Annotated in this window: 15 protein-coding genes; 13 read left to right on the forward strand and 2 right to left on the reverse strand. The window is 61.8% G+C overall.

Features of this window, described 5'->3' with window-relative positions; translation table 11 throughout:
* Window positions 1–19 precede the first annotated feature (19 nt).
* Window positions 20–385 carry an acyl-CoA thioesterase gene (locus tag ACP7DE_RS21645; RefSeq protein WP_426074187.1) on the reverse strand — a complete coding sequence of 122 codons (366 nt, stop codon included), beginning with the start codon at window positions 383–385 and terminating at the stop codon, window positions 20–22.
* A gap of 136 nt (window positions 386–521) precedes the next feature.
* Between ACP7DE_RS21645 and ACP7DE_RS21650 the strand changes: the two genes are divergently transcribed.
* The 11 genes from ACP7DE_RS21650 to ACP7DE_RS21700 all read left to right on the forward strand — a co-directional run bounded on the left by ACP7DE_RS21650 (window position 522) and on the right by ACP7DE_RS21700 (window position 13,554).
* The gene (locus ACP7DE_RS21650) at window positions 522–2,375 is read left to right on the forward strand and encodes an ABCB family ABC transporter ATP-binding protein/permease (RefSeq protein ID WP_426074023.1); all 1,854 of its coding nucleotides are present in this window, start codon (window positions 522–524) and stop codon (window positions 2,373–2,375) included.
* A gap of 195 nt (window positions 2,376–2,570) precedes the next feature.
* Window positions 2,571–3,527, forward strand: coding sequence for an amino acid ABC transporter substrate-binding protein (locus tag ACP7DE_RS21655; protein ID WP_426074024.1), 957 nt, complete (start codon window positions 2,571–2,573; stop codon window positions 3,525–3,527).
* Between the two features lie 100 nt (window positions 3,528–3,627).
* Complete coding sequence (locus ACP7DE_RS21660) at window positions 3,628–4,377, forward strand: amino acid ABC transporter permease (protein ID WP_426074025.1); 750 nt, start codon at window positions 3,628–3,630, stop codon at window positions 4,375–4,377.
* A gap of 1 nt (window position 4,378) precedes the next feature.
* Window positions 4,379–5,071 (forward strand): amino acid ABC transporter permease, encoded by a 693-nt coding sequence (locus tag ACP7DE_RS21665; RefSeq protein WP_426074026.1) that lies wholly within the window; start codon window positions 4,379–4,381, stop codon window positions 5,069–5,071.
* 19 nt (window positions 5,072–5,090) lie between these two features.
* Window positions 5,091–5,816: an amino acid ABC transporter ATP-binding protein gene (locus tag ACP7DE_RS21670; RefSeq protein WP_116745786.1), complete on the forward strand. Its 726-nt coding sequence runs from the start codon at window positions 5,091–5,093 to the stop codon at window positions 5,814–5,816.
* 157 nt (window positions 5,817–5,973) lie between these two features.
* On the forward strand, window positions 5,974–7,038 hold the full coding sequence (gene pyrC, locus ACP7DE_RS21675) for a dihydroorotase (RefSeq protein WP_426074027.1): 1,065 nt from the start codon (window positions 5,974–5,976) through the stop codon (window positions 7,036–7,038).
* 7 nt (window positions 7,039–7,045) lie between these two features.
* Window positions 7,046–7,864, forward strand: coding sequence for a DUF3025 domain-containing protein (locus tag ACP7DE_RS21680; protein ID WP_426074028.1), 819 nt, complete (start codon window positions 7,046–7,048; stop codon window positions 7,862–7,864).
* 1 nt (window position 7,865) lies between these two features.
* On the forward strand, window positions 7,866–8,855 hold the full coding sequence (locus tag ACP7DE_RS21685) for a Gfo/Idh/MocA family protein (protein ID WP_426074029.1): 990 nt from the start codon (window positions 7,866–7,868) through the stop codon (window positions 8,853–8,855).
* A 23-nt stretch (window positions 8,856–8,878) separates the two neighbouring features.
* Window positions 8,879–10,093, forward strand: a complete 1,215-nt coding sequence (locus ACP7DE_RS21690) for an MFS transporter (RefSeq protein WP_426074030.1) — start codon at window positions 8,879–8,881, stop codon at window positions 10,091–10,093.
* Window positions 10,093–10,218 (forward strand): hypothetical protein, encoded by a 126-nt coding sequence (locus tag ACP7DE_RS21695; protein WP_426074031.1) that lies wholly within the window; start codon window positions 10,093–10,095, stop codon window positions 10,216–10,218. Before ACP7DE_RS21690 ends, ACP7DE_RS21695 begins: the two co-directional genes overlap by 1 nt.
* Before the next feature lie 21 nt (window positions 10,219–10,239).
* Complete coding sequence (locus ACP7DE_RS21700) at window positions 10,240–13,554, forward strand: SNF2-related protein (protein WP_426074032.1); 3,315 nt, start codon at window positions 10,240–10,242, stop codon at window positions 13,552–13,554.
* Window position 13,555: 1 nt separating this feature from the next.
* Here ACP7DE_RS21700 and recG read toward each other — a convergent pair whose 3' ends face one another.
* On the reverse strand, window positions 13,556–15,658 hold the full coding sequence (gene recG, locus ACP7DE_RS21705; protein WP_426074033.1) for an ATP-dependent DNA helicase RecG: 2,103 nt from the start codon (window positions 15,656–15,658) through the stop codon (window positions 13,556–13,558).
* A 176-nt stretch (window positions 15,659–15,834) separates the two neighbouring features.
* On the opposite strand from recG, the gene queA reads away from it, so the two are divergent.
* Window positions 15,835–16,902 (forward strand): tRNA preQ1(34) S-adenosylmethionine ribosyltransferase-isomerase QueA, encoded by a 1,068-nt coding sequence (gene queA, locus ACP7DE_RS21710; RefSeq protein WP_426074034.1) that lies wholly within the window; start codon window positions 15,835–15,837, stop codon window positions 16,900–16,902.
* 1 nt (window position 16,903) lies between these two features.
* Entirely contained in the window at window positions 16,904–18,043 is a 1,140-nt protein-coding gene (tgt, locus tag ACP7DE_RS21715) for a tRNA guanosine(34) transglycosylase Tgt (RefSeq protein WP_426074035.1), read from the forward strand.
* Window position 18,044 lies beyond the last annotated feature (1 nt).

Consider the following 18,044-nt stretch of genomic DNA (forward strand, 5'->3'; position numbering starts at 1 on the left):
TGTGGGATTATTGCGACAATCAAGACGACAATAAGGTCTCGATGGGCGGCACCTTGCGCGGTTTGCGGTCGGAGTCGGTCGCCACGTAGATCAGCGTGGCTTCCGTGACTTTCACGATGCACGCCTGCAGGCGGTTGCGCTCGGCATACACCTCCACATTGACGGTGATCGAGGTATTGCCAACCTTGACTATTTCGGCGTAGAAGGAGAGCAGATCGCCGACGAACACGGGATTTTTAAAGACAAAGGAATTGACGGCGATGGTGGCAACGCGGCCGTTGGCGCGCCGCGTGGCCGGCAGCGAGCCGGCAATATCGACTTGCGACATGATCCAGCCGCCGAAGACGTCGCCGTACACGTTGGCGTCGGACGGCGCGGGCATCATGCGCAATTCCGGCATTTTTCCGGCGGGCAGGCCGGATGCGAGGCAGTTGTCGGGGCGGTCGGGGGAGGTGCTCATCTTTTATTCTCATGAAAGGCTACAATTGCCCCGATTGAACCATAAAAAGCCGACCTTCGCCATGCGCCGTTCCCAGACTTCTCCCCCGCCCCGCTCGCCAGCCTCCGCCAGCCACAGCGATTTCGCCACCATCAAGACCTTGTTGCCATATTTGTGGGTCTACAAATGGCGGGTCCTGCTGGCGCTGCTATGCCTGGTGGGCGCCAAGCTGGCCAACGTGGGCGTGCCCCTGATCCTGAAAAAACTCGTCGACGCCATGACGATCACGGCGGCGAGCCCGCAAGCGTTGCTGGTGTTGCCCTTGGGCTTGCTGGTGGCCTACGGCTTGCTGCGCCTGTCGACCACCTTGTTTACGGAATTGCGCGAATTCCTGTTCGCCAGGGTCACGCAGCGGGCCGTGCGCACCATCGCCCTGCAAGTGTTCCGCCACCTGCATGCCTTGTCGCTGCGCTTCCACCTGAACCGGCAGACGGGCGGCATGACGCGCGATATCGAACGGGGCACGCGTAGCGTCGGTTCGCTCATTTCCTATACCTTGTTCAATATCTTGCCGACCCTGGTGGAAATCACCCTCGTGCTCGGCTATTTGTTCTTGCATTACGACATCTGGTTCACCGTGATCACGGCGGTGGCGCTGGTGTCGTACATCGCGTTTACCGTGCTGGTGACGAACTGGCGTACGCATTTCCGCCGCACCATGAACGACCTGGACTCGAAGGCGAATACCAAGGCCATCGATTCGTTGATCAACTATGAAACCGTCAAATATTTCGGCAACGAGGATTACGAGGCGAAGCGCTACGACGAAGGCTTGCAGCGCTATGAATCGGCCGCCGTCAAATCGCAAACATCCTTGTCCCTGCTCAATACGGGCCAGTCGCTGATCATCGCCACGGCCGTCACCTTGATCCTGTGGCGCGCCACGGTGGGCGTGATCAACGGCAGCATGACGCTGGGCGACCTGGTGCTGGTGAACGCCTTCATGATCCAACTGTACATCCCTCTCAATTTCCTCGGCGTCATTTACCGCGAAATCAAGCAAAGCCTGGCCGATATGGAGCGTCTGTTTTCCTTGCTGAACGAAAACCGCGAAATCGCCGATACGCCGGACGCAAAACCGCTCGTCACGCGCGGCGCAGCCGTGCGTTTCGACCACGTGGATTTCAGCTATGAAGCCAAGCGGAAAATCCTGTTCGACGTGGATTTCCAGATACCGGCCGGCACCACGACGGCCGTGGTGGGCCACAGCGGCTCGGGTAAGTCGACCCTGTCGCGTTTGCTGTTCCGCTTCTATGAAGTCGATGGCGGCAGCATCACCATCGATGGCCAGGACTTGCGCAGTATCACGCAGGACTCTCTGCGTGCGGCCATCGGCATCGTGCCGCAGGATACGGTCTTGTTCAACGACACCATCGAATACAACATCGCTTACGGCAAGCCGGGCGCCAGCAAGGAGGCCATCGTGGCGGCGGCAAAAGCGGCGTCGATCCATGATTTTATTGAAAGCTTGCCAGATGGTTACAACTCCATGGTGGGCGAGCGGGGCTTGAAGCTGTCGGGCGGCGAAAAGCAGCGCGTGGCCATCGCCCGCACCTTGCTGAAAGACCCGGCCATCCTGATCTTCGACGAAGCCACGTCGGCGCTCGACTCCAAGGCCGAGCAGGCGATCCAGGCGCAATTGAAGGAGATCGCCAAAAACCGCACCACCTTGGTCATTGCGCACCGCCTGTCGACGGTGGCCGATGCCCAGCAAATTCTGGTGCTCGACCATGGCCGCATCGTCGAGCGGGGCACGCATCCGCAATTGCTGGCGGCCGATGGCTTGTACGCGCAAATGTGGCAACGCCAGCAGGCAAATAGGGACGATGAGGCGGAAGAGGACGATGCGCTGGCGGGCTTGGCGCCGGCAAAATAAATCGGGAAGGGAAAATCAGTAGGAAAAATGCTACAGCCGCGCTGATTCAGGCGCGCGTATAGTCCCTATTTGAGGGCAATCGCAGAAAACGGCTAGCTCAGCGCTGAAAATGAAATAAAATTAATTCCATTGGTGGCGTCTGCGCCACAGTTGTTTCGTTCGGAGTACATCCGGTTTGTCCGCCCAGGAGAATTTATGAAATTGACCAAAATCATCGCCACGTTGCTCAGCGTCGGTGTCATCAGCAGCATGTCGCCAGTCCAGGCTCAGGAATTGACCGGCACCTTGGCCAAGATCAAGAAAGCCGGTTCCGTCACCCTTGGTGTGCGCGACGGCTCCGTTCCCTTCTCCTATCTCGATGACAAGCAGCAATACCAAGGCTATTCGATCGACCTGTGCATGAAAGTTGTCACGGCTCTGCAAAAGCACCTGGGCATGAGCGAACTGAAAGTGGTGATGAGCCCCGTCACCTCGGCTAACCGCATCCCGCTGATGGCCAACGGCACCATCGACCTCGAATGCGGCTCGACAACGAATAACTTGGAGCGCCAGCAGCAGGTGGCGTTCGCACCTACCATGTTTGTCATCGGCAACCGCGTGCTGTCGAAAAAAACCTCGAACATCAAGACCCTGGAAGACTTGCGCGGCAAGACGCTGGTCGCTACGGCCGGCACGTCGACCATTAAACAGATGACGATTTTGAACAAGGAAAAGAACCTGGGCATGACCATTGCCGTCGGCAAGGATCATCCTGAATCGTTCCTGATGCTGGAAACGGGGCGCGCGGTGGCCGAAGCCAACGACGACATCCTGCTGGCATCGCAAGTAGCCAACTCGAAAAACCCGAACGACTACGAAATCACCAAGGAAGCGCTGTCGGTCGAGCCGTACGGCATCATGCTGCGCAAGGGAGATCCAGCTTTCAAGAAAGTGGTCGACGACGCGCTGATCCGCTTGTACAAGAGCGAAGACATCAACCGCATTTATGCGAAATGGTTTACCTCGCCGATCCCGCCGAAAAACATCAACCTGAAGTTCCCGATGCCGCCGCAATTGAAGGCCGTGTTCATGAATCCGACCGATTCGGGTGATCCAGCCGCGTATGCGGCCGTGCCCGAAGCGCAGAAGACATCGGACAAACGGAAAAAGTAACAAGAGTGCGTAACAAATCGGGGGGCGCAAGCCTCCCGTTTTAATTGCGGGACGGGCGGCAGACAAGCCGCCTTCCTTGGGCTGCATGGGAAGGATGATCATGAATTACAACTGGAATTGGCGCATCTTCTGGGAGATGTCTCCCGATGGCGTGGGCACGTATATGGACACGCTGTGGTCAGGCTTGATCTGGACCCTGGCCACGGCTGGTGCGGCCTGGATCATGGCACTGATATTGGGTCTGGTGATCGGCACCGTCCGCACCCTGCCGAACAAATGGCTGGTGGGCGTGGCCAATGCCTACGTCGAATTGTTTCGCAATGTGCCGCTTCTGGTGCAGATGTTCCTGTGGTATTTCGTCATGCCGGAACTGCTGCCGCCGGACCTGGGTGCCTGGGTCAAGTCGTTGCCGAACGCGCCATTCGTCACGGCTGTTCTGTGCCTGGGATTCTTCACTTCCTCGCGCGTGGCCGTGCAGGTGACGACGGGCATCGAGGCGCTGCCGCGCGGGCAGAAACTGGCCGGCACCGCGTTGGGCCTGACCCTGCCGCAAACCTACCGTTTCATCTTGCTGCCGATGGCCGCGCGCGTCATCATGCCGCCGCTGACCAGTGAATTTCTGAACATCATCAAGAACAGCTCCGTGGCATTGACCATCGGCCTGATCGAACTGACGGCCAGCGCGCGCGCCATCCAGGAGTTTTCTTTCCAGGTGTTCGAGGCATTTTCGGCCGCCACCATCATCTATGTCGTCGTTAATCTGCTGGTGGTGGTGCTGATGCACCTGATCGAGAAAAAGGTCGCCATCCCGGGCTTCATCGTCGCCGGCGCCAAGACGGGAGGACATTAATATGTTCGGTAACTTCGACTTCGATGTCATCTCCCGCTCGTGGGTTTACCTGTTCCAGACTGGCATGGTCTTCACCCTGAAACTGACGGCGCTGGCCATGGTGGGCGGCATCGTGCTGGGCACACTGCTGGCGCTGATGCGCCTGTCCAGCAGCCGCCTCATCTCGGGCGTGGCATCGAGCTACGTCAACCTGATACGCTCGATCCCGCTGGTGCTGGTGATCTTCTGGTTCTACTTCCTGGTGCCGTACATCGCCGCCTGGGTCATCGGCGCGAACGAACCCGTGAAAGTGGGCGCATTTTCTTCCGCGCTGATCACCTTCATCATGTTCGAGGCGGCATACTATTGCGAGATCATGCGCAGTGGCATACAGTCGATCCCGCGCGGTCAGGTGTGGGCCGGCCAGGCACTGGGCATGAACTACGCGCAGACCATGGCCTTCATCGTGCTGCCGCAAGCCTTCCGCAACATGATTCCCGTGCTGCTGACGCAGACCATCGTGCTGTTCCAGGACGTGTCGCTCGTGTACGTGTTGTCGATCCCCGATTTCGTCGGCGCCGCCTCGAAGATCGCGCAGCGCGACGGCCGCCTGGTGGAAATGTATGTGTTTGTCGCCGTCGTGTATTTCGTGCTGTGCTATGCCTTGTCGTTCCTGGTAAAACGCCTGCAGAAACGCGTCGCCATCATTCGCTAACCGTAAAAGAAAGAACAAGATGATTGAACTCAATAACGTCAGCAAATGGTATGGCCAGTTCCAGGTGCTGACCGACTGCACCACCAATGTCGCCAAGGGTGATGTGATGGTCATTTGCGGCCCGTCCGGCTCCGGCAAGTCGACCCTGATCAAGACCGTCAACGGCCTGGAGCCGATACAGCAGGGGCAGATCATCGTCGACGGCATCAGCGTCAACGACCCGAAGACGAATTTGTCGAAACTGCGTGCGCGCATCGGCATGGTGTTCCAGAATTTCGAGCTGTTTCCGCACTTGTCCATCCGCGAAAACCTGACCATCGGCCAGATCAAGGTACTCGGTCGCAGCGCCGACGAAGCCAATGCCAAGGGCTTGAAATACCTGGACCGCGTGGGCCTGCTGTCGCAGCAGGATAAATTCCCGGGCCAGCTGTCGGGCGGCCAGCAGCAGCGCGTGGCGATCGCCCGCGCGCTGTCGATGGACCCGATCGCCATGCTGTTCGACGAGCCGACGTCGGCGCTCGATCCGGAAATGATCAATGAGGTGCTCGACGTGATGGTGGGCCTGGCGCAGGAAGGCATGACGATGATGGTCGTCACGCACGAGATGGGCTTTGCCAGGCGCGTGGCCAACCGCATCGTCTTCATGGACCAGGGCAAGATCATCGAGGATTGCAGCAAGGATGACTTCTTCAATACGACGCGCTCGGACCGCGCGCGCGATTTCCTGGCGAAAATCATTCACTGATCCCTGGTTTTCCCGATAAAAGCGGCCGGTCTCCACCGGCCGTTTTTGCGTTGACAGCACGCTTGCGCCGGATTTGCCTCAGGAAGCCTGGCCGCAAAGGCAGCCCCGCGGCTGGTAAAATGGCGTTATTCGCAATGACCGCCTGAGAGCAGCCGCCATGTCCATACTCGATCACACCCCAGCCGCCGTTCCATCCTCCGTCACCATCACCCGTCCTGACGACTGGCATTTGCACCTGCGCGATGGCGCCGTCATGGCCAGCGTGCTGCCGCACAGCGCGCGCCAGTTCGGCCGCGCCATCGTCATGCCGAACCTGAAACCGCCCGTCACCACCACGGCGGACGCCGCCGCCTACCGCGAGCGCATCCTGGCTGCCGTGCCGGAAGGCGTGAACTTCGATCCGCTGATGGTGCTGTACCTGACGAACAACACCTCGCCCGACGAAATCCGCCGCGCGCAGGACAGCGGCATCGTGCAGGCCGTCAAATTGTATCCGGCCGGCGCCACCACCAATTCCGACCTGGGCGTGACGGATTTGAAGAATTGCTACAAGGTGCTTGAAGTGATGCAGGAGGTGGGCATGCCCTTCCTCGTGCACGGCGAAGTGACGGACCCGGAGATCGACATTTTCGACCGCGAAGCCGTCTTCATCGAGCGCGTGATGCGTCCGCTGCGCAGCGCCTTCCCGGCTCTGTCCGTCGTGTTCGAACACATCACCACCAAGGATGCGGCGCAGTACGTGGCCGAAGCGGAAGGCCCGATCGCCGCCACCATCACGGCGCATCATCTGCTGTACAACCGTAACGAGATTTTCAAGGGTGGCATTCGCCCGCATTACTACTGCCTGCCGATCCTCAAGCGCGAAGAGCACCGCCTGGCGTTGATGACGGCCGCCGCCAGCGGCGACGAGCGTTTCTTCCTCGGCACCGACTCCGCGCCGCACGCGCAAGGCGCCAAGGAAATGGCTTGCGGCTGCGCCGGTTGCTACACGGCCCTGCACGCGATGGAAATGTATGCCGAAGCGTTCGAACGGGCCGGCGCGCTGGATAAACTGGAAGCGTTCGCCAGCTTCCACGGCCCGGCCTTCTACGGCGTGCCGCGCAACACGGACAGCATCACCTTGAAGCGTGAAAGCTGGACTTTGCCAGCTTCGCTGCCGCTGGGCGACAGCCATGTGATTCCGCTTAACGCGGGTGAGCAGATCAACTGGAAAATGGTCTAGGCGCTTCATGCTGCCATCGATAGACTGGAGCCGCCCCTGGTTTAACACGGTGCTGCCGGCGCGACGGCAGCTGGACCTGCAGCGCGAGACCGTGATTGCCGCGCTCAACGGGCAGGCGCGGGCGCTGGACTTGCGCAATCCGTCCGGCTTGCCGCTGGCCTTCGTGCCGCAAGCGGACCTGCCTGAAGGCGTGGCCTACGAGGAGTTCATCGGCGCGACGGGCGGCGTGCCGACGCGCGACAATCTGCATGATTTTTTCAATGCGCTCGTGTGGCTCACTTTCCCCCGCATCAAGCGGCAGTTGAATGCGCTGCAGGCGGCGCAGATCGCCCTGTCCGGCGTCGGCAAATCGCGTGGTCCCGCGCGCGACGGCGCGACCATCTTTGACGAAAATTCGGCTTTGCTGGTGCTGCGCGACAGCGATGCCGGACGCGCGCTGGAAGCGGCCTTGCGCGGACACGACTGGCGCAGCGCCTTCATCGCGCAGCGCGAGAAATTTGGCGCCGGCGGCGACGCCGAAGTCTGGCTGTTCGGCCACGCGCTGATGGAAAAACTGGTGGCGCCGCGCAAGGCCATCACGGCGCACACGCGCGTGATCTTCGCCGGCGACGCTTACTTTGCGCTCGATGATGCAGCACGGTGCGCCTGGCTCGACGAGCGCGTGGCGCTAGACCTGGCGCAGCAAGGCCTCACCACGGCGGACTTTACGCCGCTGCCCGTGCTGGGTTTGCCCGGCTGGTGCGAAGGCCAGGACGACGATTTTTACAATGACGCGGCGGTGTTCCGCCCGAAGCGCAAGGCAGCTGGCGCAGAAAGAGATCAATAGCATGGAAAATACCGTCCGCTGGGGCATCCTCGGCACCGGCAAGATCGCCCACGCGATGGCCAATGGTTTGCGTGATGCGCCCGGTGCGCAACTGGTGGCGGTCGCCTCACGCAGCAGCGCCGGCGCGCAGGCCTTTGGCGCCGAATTCGGCGTCGAACGTTGCCACGGTTCCTACTCGGCGCTGGCCATGGATCCCGACGTGGACGTGATCTACATCGCCACGCCGCACACCTTGCATGCGGAAAATGCCTTGCTGTGCCTAGCCGCCGGCAAGCATGTCGTGTGTGAAAAACCGTTTACCATGAACGCGCGCGAAGCGCAGGCCGTGGTCGATATGGCACGCGAAAAGAAGCTGTTTTTGATGGAAGCCATGTGGAGCCGTTTCCTGCCCGCCGTGCAGGAAGCGCAGCGCATCATCGCCAGCGGCGAAATCGGCGTGCTGCAGCAAGTGCAAGCCGATATCGGCTTTGTCGCCAGTTTCCCGCCCGAGCACCGCATGTTCAATCCCGAACTCGGCGGCGGCGCGCTGCTCGACGTGGGCATCTATCCGCTGTCGATGGCGGCGTTTTTCCTCGGCCCGGTATCGCAGGTGCAGGCGCTGGCTGAAATGGGCGCCACCGGCGTCGATGAGCAAGTCGTGTTCTCATTGCTGCACGCGGGCGGTGGCACCTCGTCCTGCGCCTGCAGCCTGCGCGCGCAAACGCCGACGGAAATGACCATTTCCGGCAGTCTGGGCCGGATTCGCCTGCCCAGCCGTTTTTACAAACCCGATCACCTGATCGTCGAAGCGATGCATGGCGAGCGCCGCGTCGTCGCCGCGCCGCACTTGGGTAACGGCTACGCGCACGAGGCCATCGAAGCGATGCGCTGCATTCGCGCCGGCTTGCTGGAAAGCCCCGTCATGCCGCACGCCGACAGCGTGGCGCTGATGCGCAACCTTGACACCATGCGCGGCCAGATCGGCCTCGTTTACAGAGCCGACCAGGCGTGAACAGGCCTCAACAGGAATCCTCCATGACATTGCACTCATCGCGTCCCAGCCTGAAAACCGTCCTCATCGCCAGTGGCGTCGTCCTGACCCTGGCGATGGGCGTGCGCCACGGCCTGGGCTTCTGGATGCAGCCGATTTCGCAAGCCAACGGCTGGACGCGCGAAACCTATTCGCTGGCGCTGGCCATGCAAAACCTGATGTGGGGTGTCTTCGGCCCATTCGCCGGCATGGCGGCCGACCGCTTCGGCACCATGCGCGTCGTCATCGTCGGCGCCATCAGCTACATGGCGGGCCTGGTGTGGATGGCGCTCGTGACGCAACCCGTCCTGTTCATCGCCGGTTCGGGCATTTTCATCGGCCTGGCGCTGGCTTGCACGGCCTTTGGCGCCATCAGCGGCATTATCGGGCGCAGCGCGCCGCCCGAGCAGCGCTCGTGGGCCTTCGGCATCTCGTCGGCGGCCGGCTCGTTCGGCCAGTTCCTGATGATGCCGGTCGAGCAGCAGCTCATCTCCGCCGTGGGCTGGCAAAACGCCTTTTATGTGCTGGCAGCGCTGGTGCTGCTGGCGATGATACCGATGGCCTTCTACCTGCGTGAACCGCCCGTGACGCATGCCAGCGGCCCGCAGCAAAGCGTTGGCGCCGCCTTCAGCGAAGCCATCGCCAGCCGCTCGTTCTGGCTGCTGCTGGCAGGGTATTTTGTCTGCGGTTTCCAGCTGGTCTTCATCGGCGTGCACCTGCCGGCCTACCTGAAGGACCAGGGCTTGATGAATCCGAACATCGCCGTCACGGCGCTGGCGCTGATCGGCCTGTTCAATATCGTCGGCTCCTACTACGCGGGCAAACTCGGTGGCAAGATCGCCAAGCGCTACCTGCTGTCGGCCATCTACGTGACGCGCGCCGTGGTCATCACCGTGTTCCTGCTGGCGCCCTTGTCTGCGTGGTCCGTGTATCTGTTTGCCGCCGGCATGGGCGTGCTGTGGCTGTCGACCGTGCCGCTGACGAACGGCATCATCGCCGGCATCTTCGGCGTGAAGCACCTGTCGATGCTGGCCGGGATGGTGTTCTTCTCGCACCAGGTGGGCAGTTTTCTGGGCGCGTGGCTGGGTGGCTATCTGTACGAGCACCAGGGCAGTTACCACGTCGTGTGGATGATCACCATTGGCCTGGGCTTGCTGGCCGCCCTGATTAACCTGCCCATCGACGAGCGCGCCGTCAAGCGTGTTGCGGTGGCGGCGTAATGGGCAGCTGGCGCACATGGCTGTGGCGCCTGGCTTGCGCCGCGCTGCTGTCCATCGTCTTCATGGCCTATCTGCGCCCGGACTTCATGCTCGACCTGGCGAACCGCTTCTGGATGTGCATGTAGCCCCATTAAAGGATAAATGATTTGACTTTCCATTTTTCTGCGGCCGATGTCGCTGCCAGTTTTGATGCGGGCACCTTGAATCGCGGCCGCGACTATGCGCGCCGCGGCAAGGTGCTGGCCCTCACGGCCGATGGGGATGAGATCAAAGGCAAGATCAGCGGAAGTGGCGGTCAACGCTACCGGCAAACGGTGCGGATCAAGCCAGGGCTGCGCGGCGTGCGATTCGATGGCGATTGCAGTTGTCCCATGGATTACAACTGCAAGCATGTGGCGGCGCTGCTGCTGCATTATTTGGAATTGAACAAAAATACTCCCGCCGGCGCGTCCGATGCGCTCGCTTCCTGGATGGGGGCCGTGGCCAAGGTCCTGACTGAAGCGTCCAAAGTGAAGAGCGGCCCTGTTGCCGATAAGATTATCTATCGCGTAGCCTATGTCTTGATGCCCAATGATGCCGGCCGCCTCGATCTGTATTTGTGCCGTGCGCGCCTGCGCGCTGACGCGATGATCGCAGCGGCGACAATGCTGCCTTACAGCTATGATTTAATGATGAAGCCGCCTGCCTATGTGACGCAGGCCGACCGTTACGCAAACTATCGGTTTGGACTGCTGAGCGGCTTTGGGGGCTATGGCAAAGTCTCGGCCGAACCGCATGGCGCTGTCGGTGCGCAGTTGTTGCGTGACTTGGCGCAGGCGGGACAACTGTTCTTCGCTGCCACGCGCGACGCTCTCAAAACGGGACTGTTGCGGCCATTGCATCTGTCGCCTGCGCGCGCCTATCGCCTGGGATGGTCTGTGCCAGATGAAGTGGATGGCGGCGTGCGCCTGCGCTGGGAATTTGCCGATGGTGCGGCGCTCGAGTACATGCTGCCGACCGAGCCTCCCATGTACGTGCATGGTGCTGACATTGGCGAGCTGGGCATTCCTGATGGCGCCGCCATGATCCCGGCGCGCGATTTGAGGTCACTGGTGGCGATGGCGCCGCGCGTGGCCGGTCCGGCCCGTGAGCAGGTAGCGACACAATTGGCGGCGCATGGTTTGGTGCAGGTGATTCCGCCACCACCGCCGCCGCGCCAAACTGTGCGTAGCGATATCAAAGCCACGCCCTTCCTGCTGCTCGCCAGCCTTGACAACGGCACTGCCGAATCGGCATGGCACGATTTTGCACTGCTGGCCTTCGACTACGATGGCGTACGCGTCTCGGCCGATCCGGCGCAGGCGGCCATGCGCCATGGCGTCGGCGGCACCGAGGTGATTAAACGCGACAGCGCCGCAGAGGCGCAGGTCGTCGCCGTGCTGCGCGCACTGGGCTTCGCCGATGCCACAGGGCAGGATTCGCCATTGCGTTCGCTGGCGGGCGCGCAACAGCTGCCGGAGCAAGCCGCCTGGATAGCCTTCGTGGCGCAGGGCTTGCCGACCTTGCGCCAGCAGGGCTGGCTGATCGAATACGGTCCCGGCTACCGCTACGATCTGGCATCGGTCGACGATTGGTATGCCGAGGTGGAGGAAGACGGCGAGGGCGGCAACGCCTGGTTCGAGCTGGAACTGGGCATTGTCGTCAATGGGCAGCGCGTCCCCTTGCTGCCGGTGCTGCTGCAATGGATACGCGAGGCGCCCGATCACTTCGATCCGGCCGCGCTGGCGCTGCACGACGATGCCGAACACCTGATCGCCAGTCTGCCCGACGGCATGCGGGTGGCCCTGCCGTGGAGCCGCATCAAGCCCATCCTGCATACCTTGGGCGAGCTGTATTTCAAGGAACGTATCGGCGCCGGCATGCGCTTGCCGGTGCTCGATGCGGCGCGCCTGGCCGAACTGGAAGCGAGCGCTCAGCTGCGCTGGACGGGCGGCGAACGGCTACGCCAGCTGGGCGCCAGACTGCGCGGTTTCGACGGCGTTGCGCCGGTTGCCGCGCCGGCCGGCCTGCAGGCGAGTTTGCGTCCCTACCAGAGCGAAGGGCTGGCATGGATGCAGTTCTTGCGCGAGTACCATTTCGCCGGCATCCTGGCCGATGATATGGGACTGGGGAAGACCATCCAGACACTGTCCCACATCTTGCTGGAAAAGGAAGCGGGCCGGCTGACGTCGCCGGCGCTGGTGGTCGCGCCGACTAGCCTGATGGGCAATTGGCAGGCCGAAGCGGCGCGCTTCGCGCCCGCTTTGAGGGTGCTGCTGCTGCACGGACCGCAACGCGCGCAGCATTTTGAACAGCTGGGACTATACGACCTGGTGCTGACCACGTATGCGCTGCTGCCGCGCGACGAGGCAGCTTTGCGCCGTCAGCATTTTCATTTGCTGATCCTGGACGAGTCGCAATACATCAAGAACAGCAATTCGAAGGCCGCGCAGACTGCGGCGCTGCTACCGGCCACGCACCGCTTGTGCCTGACCGGCACGCCGCTGCAAAATCACCTGGGCGAGTTGTGGGCGCAGTTTCACTTTCTGATGCCAGGCTTGCTTGGCGATCAAAAAACCTTCAACGCAGAGTTCCGCAAACCGATAGAAAAGCTCGGCGATGGCGCGCGCAACGCTTTCCTGGTACGGCGCATCAAACCGTTTTTGCTGCGCCGTACCAAGGACACGGTGGCCAAGGAATTGCCGGCCAAGACAGAAATGGTGCGCGAAGTCGAACTGGCCGGCGCGCAGCGCGATTTGTACGAAACGGTGCGCCTGGCGATGGCGGAAAAAGTGCGCGCGGCGATTGCCGCCAAGGGCCTGGCGCGCAGCCAGATCGTGATCCTGGAAGCCTTGCTCAAGCTGCGCCAGGTCTGTTGCGACCCGCGCCTGGTGGCCGGCGCCGGCAAGAAAGGCCTGGCGCCGTCGGCCAAGTTGATGGAATTGATGGAGATGCTGGACGCGTTGCTGGCCGAAGGGCGCAAAGTGCTGGTGTTCTCGCAATTTACCAGCATGCTGGCGCTGATCGAAGAGCAGTTGCGCGAGCGCGGCATCGCGTATGCTTTGCTGACCGGCGAGACCAAGGAGCGCAGCGCGCAGGTCGACACCTTCCAGCAAGGCAGCGTGCCACTATTTTTGATCAGCTTGAAGGCTGGCGGTGTTGGCTTGAACCTGACCGCAGCTGATACCGTGATCCACTACGATCCATGGTGGAATCCGGCGGCGGAAAATCAGGCCACCGACCGTGCCTGGCGCATCGGCCAGGACAAGCCGGTATTCGTCTACAAATTGATCGCCAAAGGCACGCTGGAAGAAAAAATTCAGGAAATGCAGCGCCGCAAGGCCGAACTGGCCGATGCCGTATTGGCCCACGGTCCGGCGCAAGCGCTGGCGATCACGCAAGACGACTTGCAGGCGATTTTCGCGCCTTTGAAAGGCGCGTAGCTTAGACCTTCAAAAACTCTTCCTTGCCGCCCAGCCAGCGCGCCAGGTGCGCTTCCACCGTGGCGGCGCTATCGGCCGAGGTGGCGTGCAGCAGGTCGTGGGCCACGTCGCGCGCCTGGTCGACCAGCCATTGATCCGTTTCCAGGTCGGCAAAGCGCAGCATGGCTTGGCCGGACTGGCGCGCGCCAAGAAACTCCCCGGGGCCGCGGATTTCCAGGTCGCGGCGGGCGATTTCAAAACCATCGGTCGTTTCGCGCATGGTCATCAGGCGCTGGCGCGCCACGCCGCCCAGCGGACCTTGATATAGCAGCAGGCAGGCGCTGGCCGCCGTGCCGCGGCCCACGCGCCCGCGCAACTGGTGCAGCTGCGACAGGCCGAAGCGCTCGGCGTGCTCGATCACCATCAGCGACGCATTCGGCACGTCGACGCCCACCTCGATCACCGTGGTGGCCACCAGCACGTGAATATGGCCGGCGATGAAGGCATCCATCACTTCCTGTTTTTCCGCCGGCTTCAGGCGGCCATGCACCAGACCCACCTGCAGCGCGGGCAGGGCTTCGGCCAGCATCATGTAGGTTTCGGTGGCTGTTTGCAACTGCAGCGCTTCCGATTCCTCGATCAGCGGGCAAACCCAGTACACCTGCCGCCCTTCCAGCGCCGCCGCATATACGCGGGCGATGACTTCGTCGCGCCGGTTCTGGTCGATGGCGCGCGTGACGATGGGGCTGCGTCCGGGCGGCAGCTCGTCGATCACCGACACTTCCAGGTCGGCGTAATACGTCATGGCCAGGGTGCGCGGGATCGGCGTGGCCGACATCATCAACTGGTGCGGCACGGCCGCGCTGTCGCCCTTGTTGCGCAGGGTCAGGCGCTGGCCCACGCCGAAGCGGTGCTGCTCGTCGACGATCACCAGGCCCAGTTTGGCAAACAGCACATTATCCTGGATCAGCGCATGCGTGCCGATCACCAGTTGCGCTTCACCCGATTCGATCAGGGCCAGTGCCGCCGTCTTTTCCTTTTTCTTCAGGCTGCCCGTCAGCCAGGCGACTTTTACCCCCAGCGGTTCCATCCAGGCGGCGATCTTGCGGAAATGCTGCTCGGCCAGGATCTCCGTGGGCGCCATCAGCGCGGCCTGGTAGCCGCTGTCGATGGCCTGCGTGGCGGACAACGCCGCCACCACCGTCTTGCCGCTGCCCACATCGCCCTGCAGCAAGCGCTGCATCGGATACGGCTGGCGCAGGTCGGCGCGGATTTCTTCGAGCACGCGCGCTTGCGCGCCCGTCAGCTTGAAGGGCAGGGCGGCGCCGAAGGATTCCGACAGGGTACCGACGACTGCTAGCTGTGCGGCGCCTTTCGAGCGGCGCGCGCGCTGGGCGCGTTTCAGCGACAACTGCTGCGCCAGCAGTTCATCGAATTTCATGCGCACCCAGGCCGGGTGCGAGCGGTCCATCAGCGCGCTTTCATCGATGTCCTGCGGCGGGTAGTGCAGCAGGTGCACTGCGGCCCGGAACGGCGACAGCTGCATCTCGCGCAGCAGCTGGTCCGGCAAGGTGTCCTGCCAGTCGATGCGGCGCATGGCGTCGGCGATCTCGCGCCGCAGGACGTGCTGCGACAGGCCTTCGCCGGATGGATAGACTGGCGTCAGGGCCGTGGGCAGGGGGGCGCCCTCGTTGACCACTTTATACGTCGGGTGCACCATCTCGGCGCCGAAAAAGCCGTGTTTGAGTTCGGCGCGCGCGCGTACCCGCGTGCCTTCGGCCAGTTGCTTGACCTGGCTGCCGTAAAAATTCATGAAGCGCAGCAGCAGATTGCCCGTTTCGTCGGCGATCGTCACCAGCAATTGCTTGCGCGGCTTGAAATTGACTTCGCACTTGGTGACGACTCCTTCCACTTGCCACGACTCGCCGCCGCGCAGGCAGGCGTCGCGGATGGTGTAGACCTTGGTTTCGTCCTCGTAGCGCATCGGCAAGTGCAGCACCAGATCCATATCCGTGCGCAAGCCCAGTTTGGCCAGCCGGCTTTCCGTGCTGACCACTTTTTTGGCGGCTTTCGGCTTCGCGGCGGGCTTGGCTATGGGAGGAAGATCGGGCTTGGGTTCGGACATATCGGAGATTTTTGTGCCGCTAGCGTAAAATAGAGGGTTGTCCGGCACACCTTGTGCGTACCGCAGTCGTAGTGTTGCGGCGGATTATTGTAATGCCTGTATAGGCGCACAGTATAGTGCCAGACGTTCCATTGCGCACTCCTAATCATTTTTGACGTACTTTTGAAGCAAAACGCATGTATTCGCTTTCCGATTTCGATTTTAATTTGCCGCAAGAAAACATTGCGCAAACTCCGTTGGCCCAGCGCAGCGCCTCGCGCCTCTTGCATCTGGACGGCGACGCCCTGGTCGACCGCCAGTTCGCCGACATCGTCGGGCTGTTGCAGGCGGGCGACCTGCTGGTGATGAACGATACGCGCGTGCTGAAGGCGCGTTTCTTTGGCGTCAAGGAAAGTGGCGGCAAGATCGAGGCGCTGGTCGAGCGCGTGCTCGACGAGCGTACCGTGCTGGCCCAGGTGCGCGCCTCGAAGTCGCCGCCGCCCGGTTGCCGCATCCGCCTGGCCGGCGCCTTTGACGTGACGGTCGGCCAGCGCGCCGGCGAATTCTTCACCCTGCATTTCGAGGCCGACGTATTCGAGCTGATCGAGGCGCATGGCCGATTGCCGCTGCCGCCCTACATCGAGCACGATGCGGACGAATTTGACGAGACGCGCTACCAGACTGTCTTCAACAAGGTGCCCGGCGCAGTCGCCGCGCCGACGGCCGGCCTGCATTTCGACCAGGCCCTGCTCGATCAATTGAAGGCCAAGGGCGTCAACTTTGCCTATGTGACCCTGCACGTGGGCGCGGGCACCTTCCAGCCCGTGCGCACGGAAGTGTTGGCCGAACACAAGATGCATACCGAGTGGTACACCCTGCCGCAGGACACCGTCGACGCCGTGCGCGCCGCGCAGCAAGCCGGGCGCGACGTGGTCGCCGTCGGCACGACCAGCTTGCGCGCGCTGGAATCGGCCTCGCAAAGCGGCCAGCTGGTGGCGGGCAGCGCCGATACGGCCCTGTTCATCACGCCCGGTTATGCCTTCAAGACGGTAACGCGGCTGATCACCAACTTCCATTTGCCGAAGTCGACCCTGCTGATGCTGGTGTCGGCCTTTGCCGGCTATGAACCGATCCGCAGCGCCTATGCGCATGCGATCGCGCAGAACTACCGTTTCTTCAGCTATGGCGATGCGATGCTGCTCACCACGCAATCGCGTTCTTCGCTCCCCCTTCCGCTGAACCTTGATACTCCCGTGAAAGACTGACATGCTGGAATTTACCTTACTCAAGACCGACACGAGCGGCCTGACCAAGGCACGCCGCGGCACCTTGAAACTCAACCATGGCGTCGTGCAGACGCCGATCTTCATGCCAGTGGGCACTTACGGCACCGTCAAAGCGATGTCGCCGCTGGAACTCAATGAGATCGACGCGCAAATCATTCTGGGTAATACTTTCCATTTGTGGTTGCGTCCTGGCAACACCGTCATGGAGAAATTCGGCGGCTTGCACGGTTTCATGGGCTGGAACAAGCCGATCTTGACCGATTCCGGCGGTTTCCAGGTGTTTTCGCTGGGCGCCATGCGCAAGATCACGGAAGAGGGCGTGCATTTTAATTCGCCCATCAACGGCGATAAACTATTCCTCTCGCCGGAAGTGTCGATGCAGGTGCAGCGCGTCTTGAATTCCGACATCGTCATGCAGTTCGACGAATGCACGCCGTACGAAATCGCCGGCCGCCCCGCCACCCTCGAGGAAGCGGCCAAATCCATGCGCATGTCCTTGCGCTGGGCGCAGCGCTCGAAAGACGAGTTCCATCGCGGTGAAAACCCGAATGCGCTGTTCGGCATCGTGCAGGGCGGCATGTTTGAAATGCTGCGCGACGAGTCGCTGGCCAAGCTGGAAGAGATCGATTTCCCCGGTATCGCCATCGGTGGCCTGTCCGTCGGCGAGCCGAAGGAAGACATGATGCGCATGCTGGCCCACGTGGGTCCGCGCCTGCCTGCCAATAAACCGCACTATCTGATGGGCGTGGGCACGCCGGAAGACCTGGTGGCCGGTGTGTCGAACGGCATCGATATGTTCGATTGCGTCATGCCGACGCGTAACGCCCGCAATGGCTGGCTGTTCACCCGTTTTGGCGACATCAAGATCAAGAACGCCAAGTACAAGGAAGACCAGGCGCCGCTCGACGAGACGTGCAGCTGCTACGCCTGCCGCAACTTCTCGCGCGCCTACCTGCACCATTTGCACCGCTCCAAGGAAATTCTTGGCGCGCGCTTGAACACCATCCACAACCTGCATTACTACCTGGATCTGATGCGCCAGATGCGTGTAGCGCTGGATGAGGATCGTTTCCACGCGTTCACCCTGCAATTCCACGCGGAACGGGCACGCGGAACTTAAG

The organism is Janthinobacterium sp. DSP2-3-3, assembly GCF_049897325.1.
GTDB lineage: Bacteria > Pseudomonadota > Gammaproteobacteria > Burkholderiales > Burkholderiaceae_D > Janthinobacterium.

Excerpts from the sequence above, each read along its gene's own strand:
- ACP7DE_RS21685 (WP_426074029.1), top strand. The coding sequence starts at position 7,866 with ATGGAAAATACCGTCCGCTGGGGCATCCTCGGCACCGGCAAGATCGCC.
- queA (WP_426074034.1), top strand. The coding sequence starts at position 15,835 with ATGTATTCGCTTTCCGATTTCGATTTTAATTTGCCGCAAGAAAACATT.
- ACP7DE_RS21660 (WP_426074025.1), top strand. The coding sequence starts at position 3,628 with ATGAATTACAACTGGAATTGGCGCATCTTCTGGGAGATGTCTCCCGAT.
- pyrC (WP_426074027.1), top strand. The coding sequence starts at position 5,974 with ATGTCCATACTCGATCACACCCCAGCCGCCGTTCCATCCTCCGTCACC.
- ACP7DE_RS21665 (WP_426074026.1), top strand. The coding sequence starts at position 4,379 with ATGTTCGGTAACTTCGACTTCGATGTCATCTCCCGCTCGTGGGTTTAC.
- ACP7DE_RS21670 (WP_116745786.1), top strand. The coding sequence starts at position 5,091 with ATGATTGAACTCAATAACGTCAGCAAATGGTATGGCCAGTTCCAGGTG.
- ACP7DE_RS21650 (WP_426074023.1), top strand. The coding sequence starts at position 522 with ATGCGCCGTTCCCAGACTTCTCCCCCGCCCCGCTCGCCAGCCTCCGCC.
- ACP7DE_RS21680 (WP_426074028.1), top strand. The coding sequence starts at position 7,046 with ATGCTGCCATCGATAGACTGGAGCCGCCCCTGGTTTAACACGGTGCTG.
- ACP7DE_RS21645 (WP_426074187.1), bottom strand. The coding sequence starts at position 385 with ATGATGCCCGCGCCGTCCGACGCCAACGTGTACGGCGACGTCTTCGGC.
- ACP7DE_RS21695 (WP_426074031.1), top strand. The coding sequence starts at position 10,093 with ATGGGCAGCTGGCGCACATGGCTGTGGCGCCTGGCTTGCGCCGCGCTG.
- tgt (WP_426074035.1), top strand. The coding sequence starts at position 16,904 with ATGCTGGAATTTACCTTACTCAAGACCGACACGAGCGGCCTGACCAAG.
- recG (WP_426074033.1), bottom strand. The coding sequence starts at position 15,658 with ATGTCCGAACCCAAGCCCGATCTTCCTCCCATAGCCAAGCCCGCCGCG.
- ACP7DE_RS21690 (WP_426074030.1), top strand. The coding sequence starts at position 8,879 with ATGACATTGCACTCATCGCGTCCCAGCCTGAAAACCGTCCTCATCGCC.
- ACP7DE_RS21655 (WP_426074024.1), top strand. The coding sequence starts at position 2,571 with ATGAAATTGACCAAAATCATCGCCACGTTGCTCAGCGTCGGTGTCATC.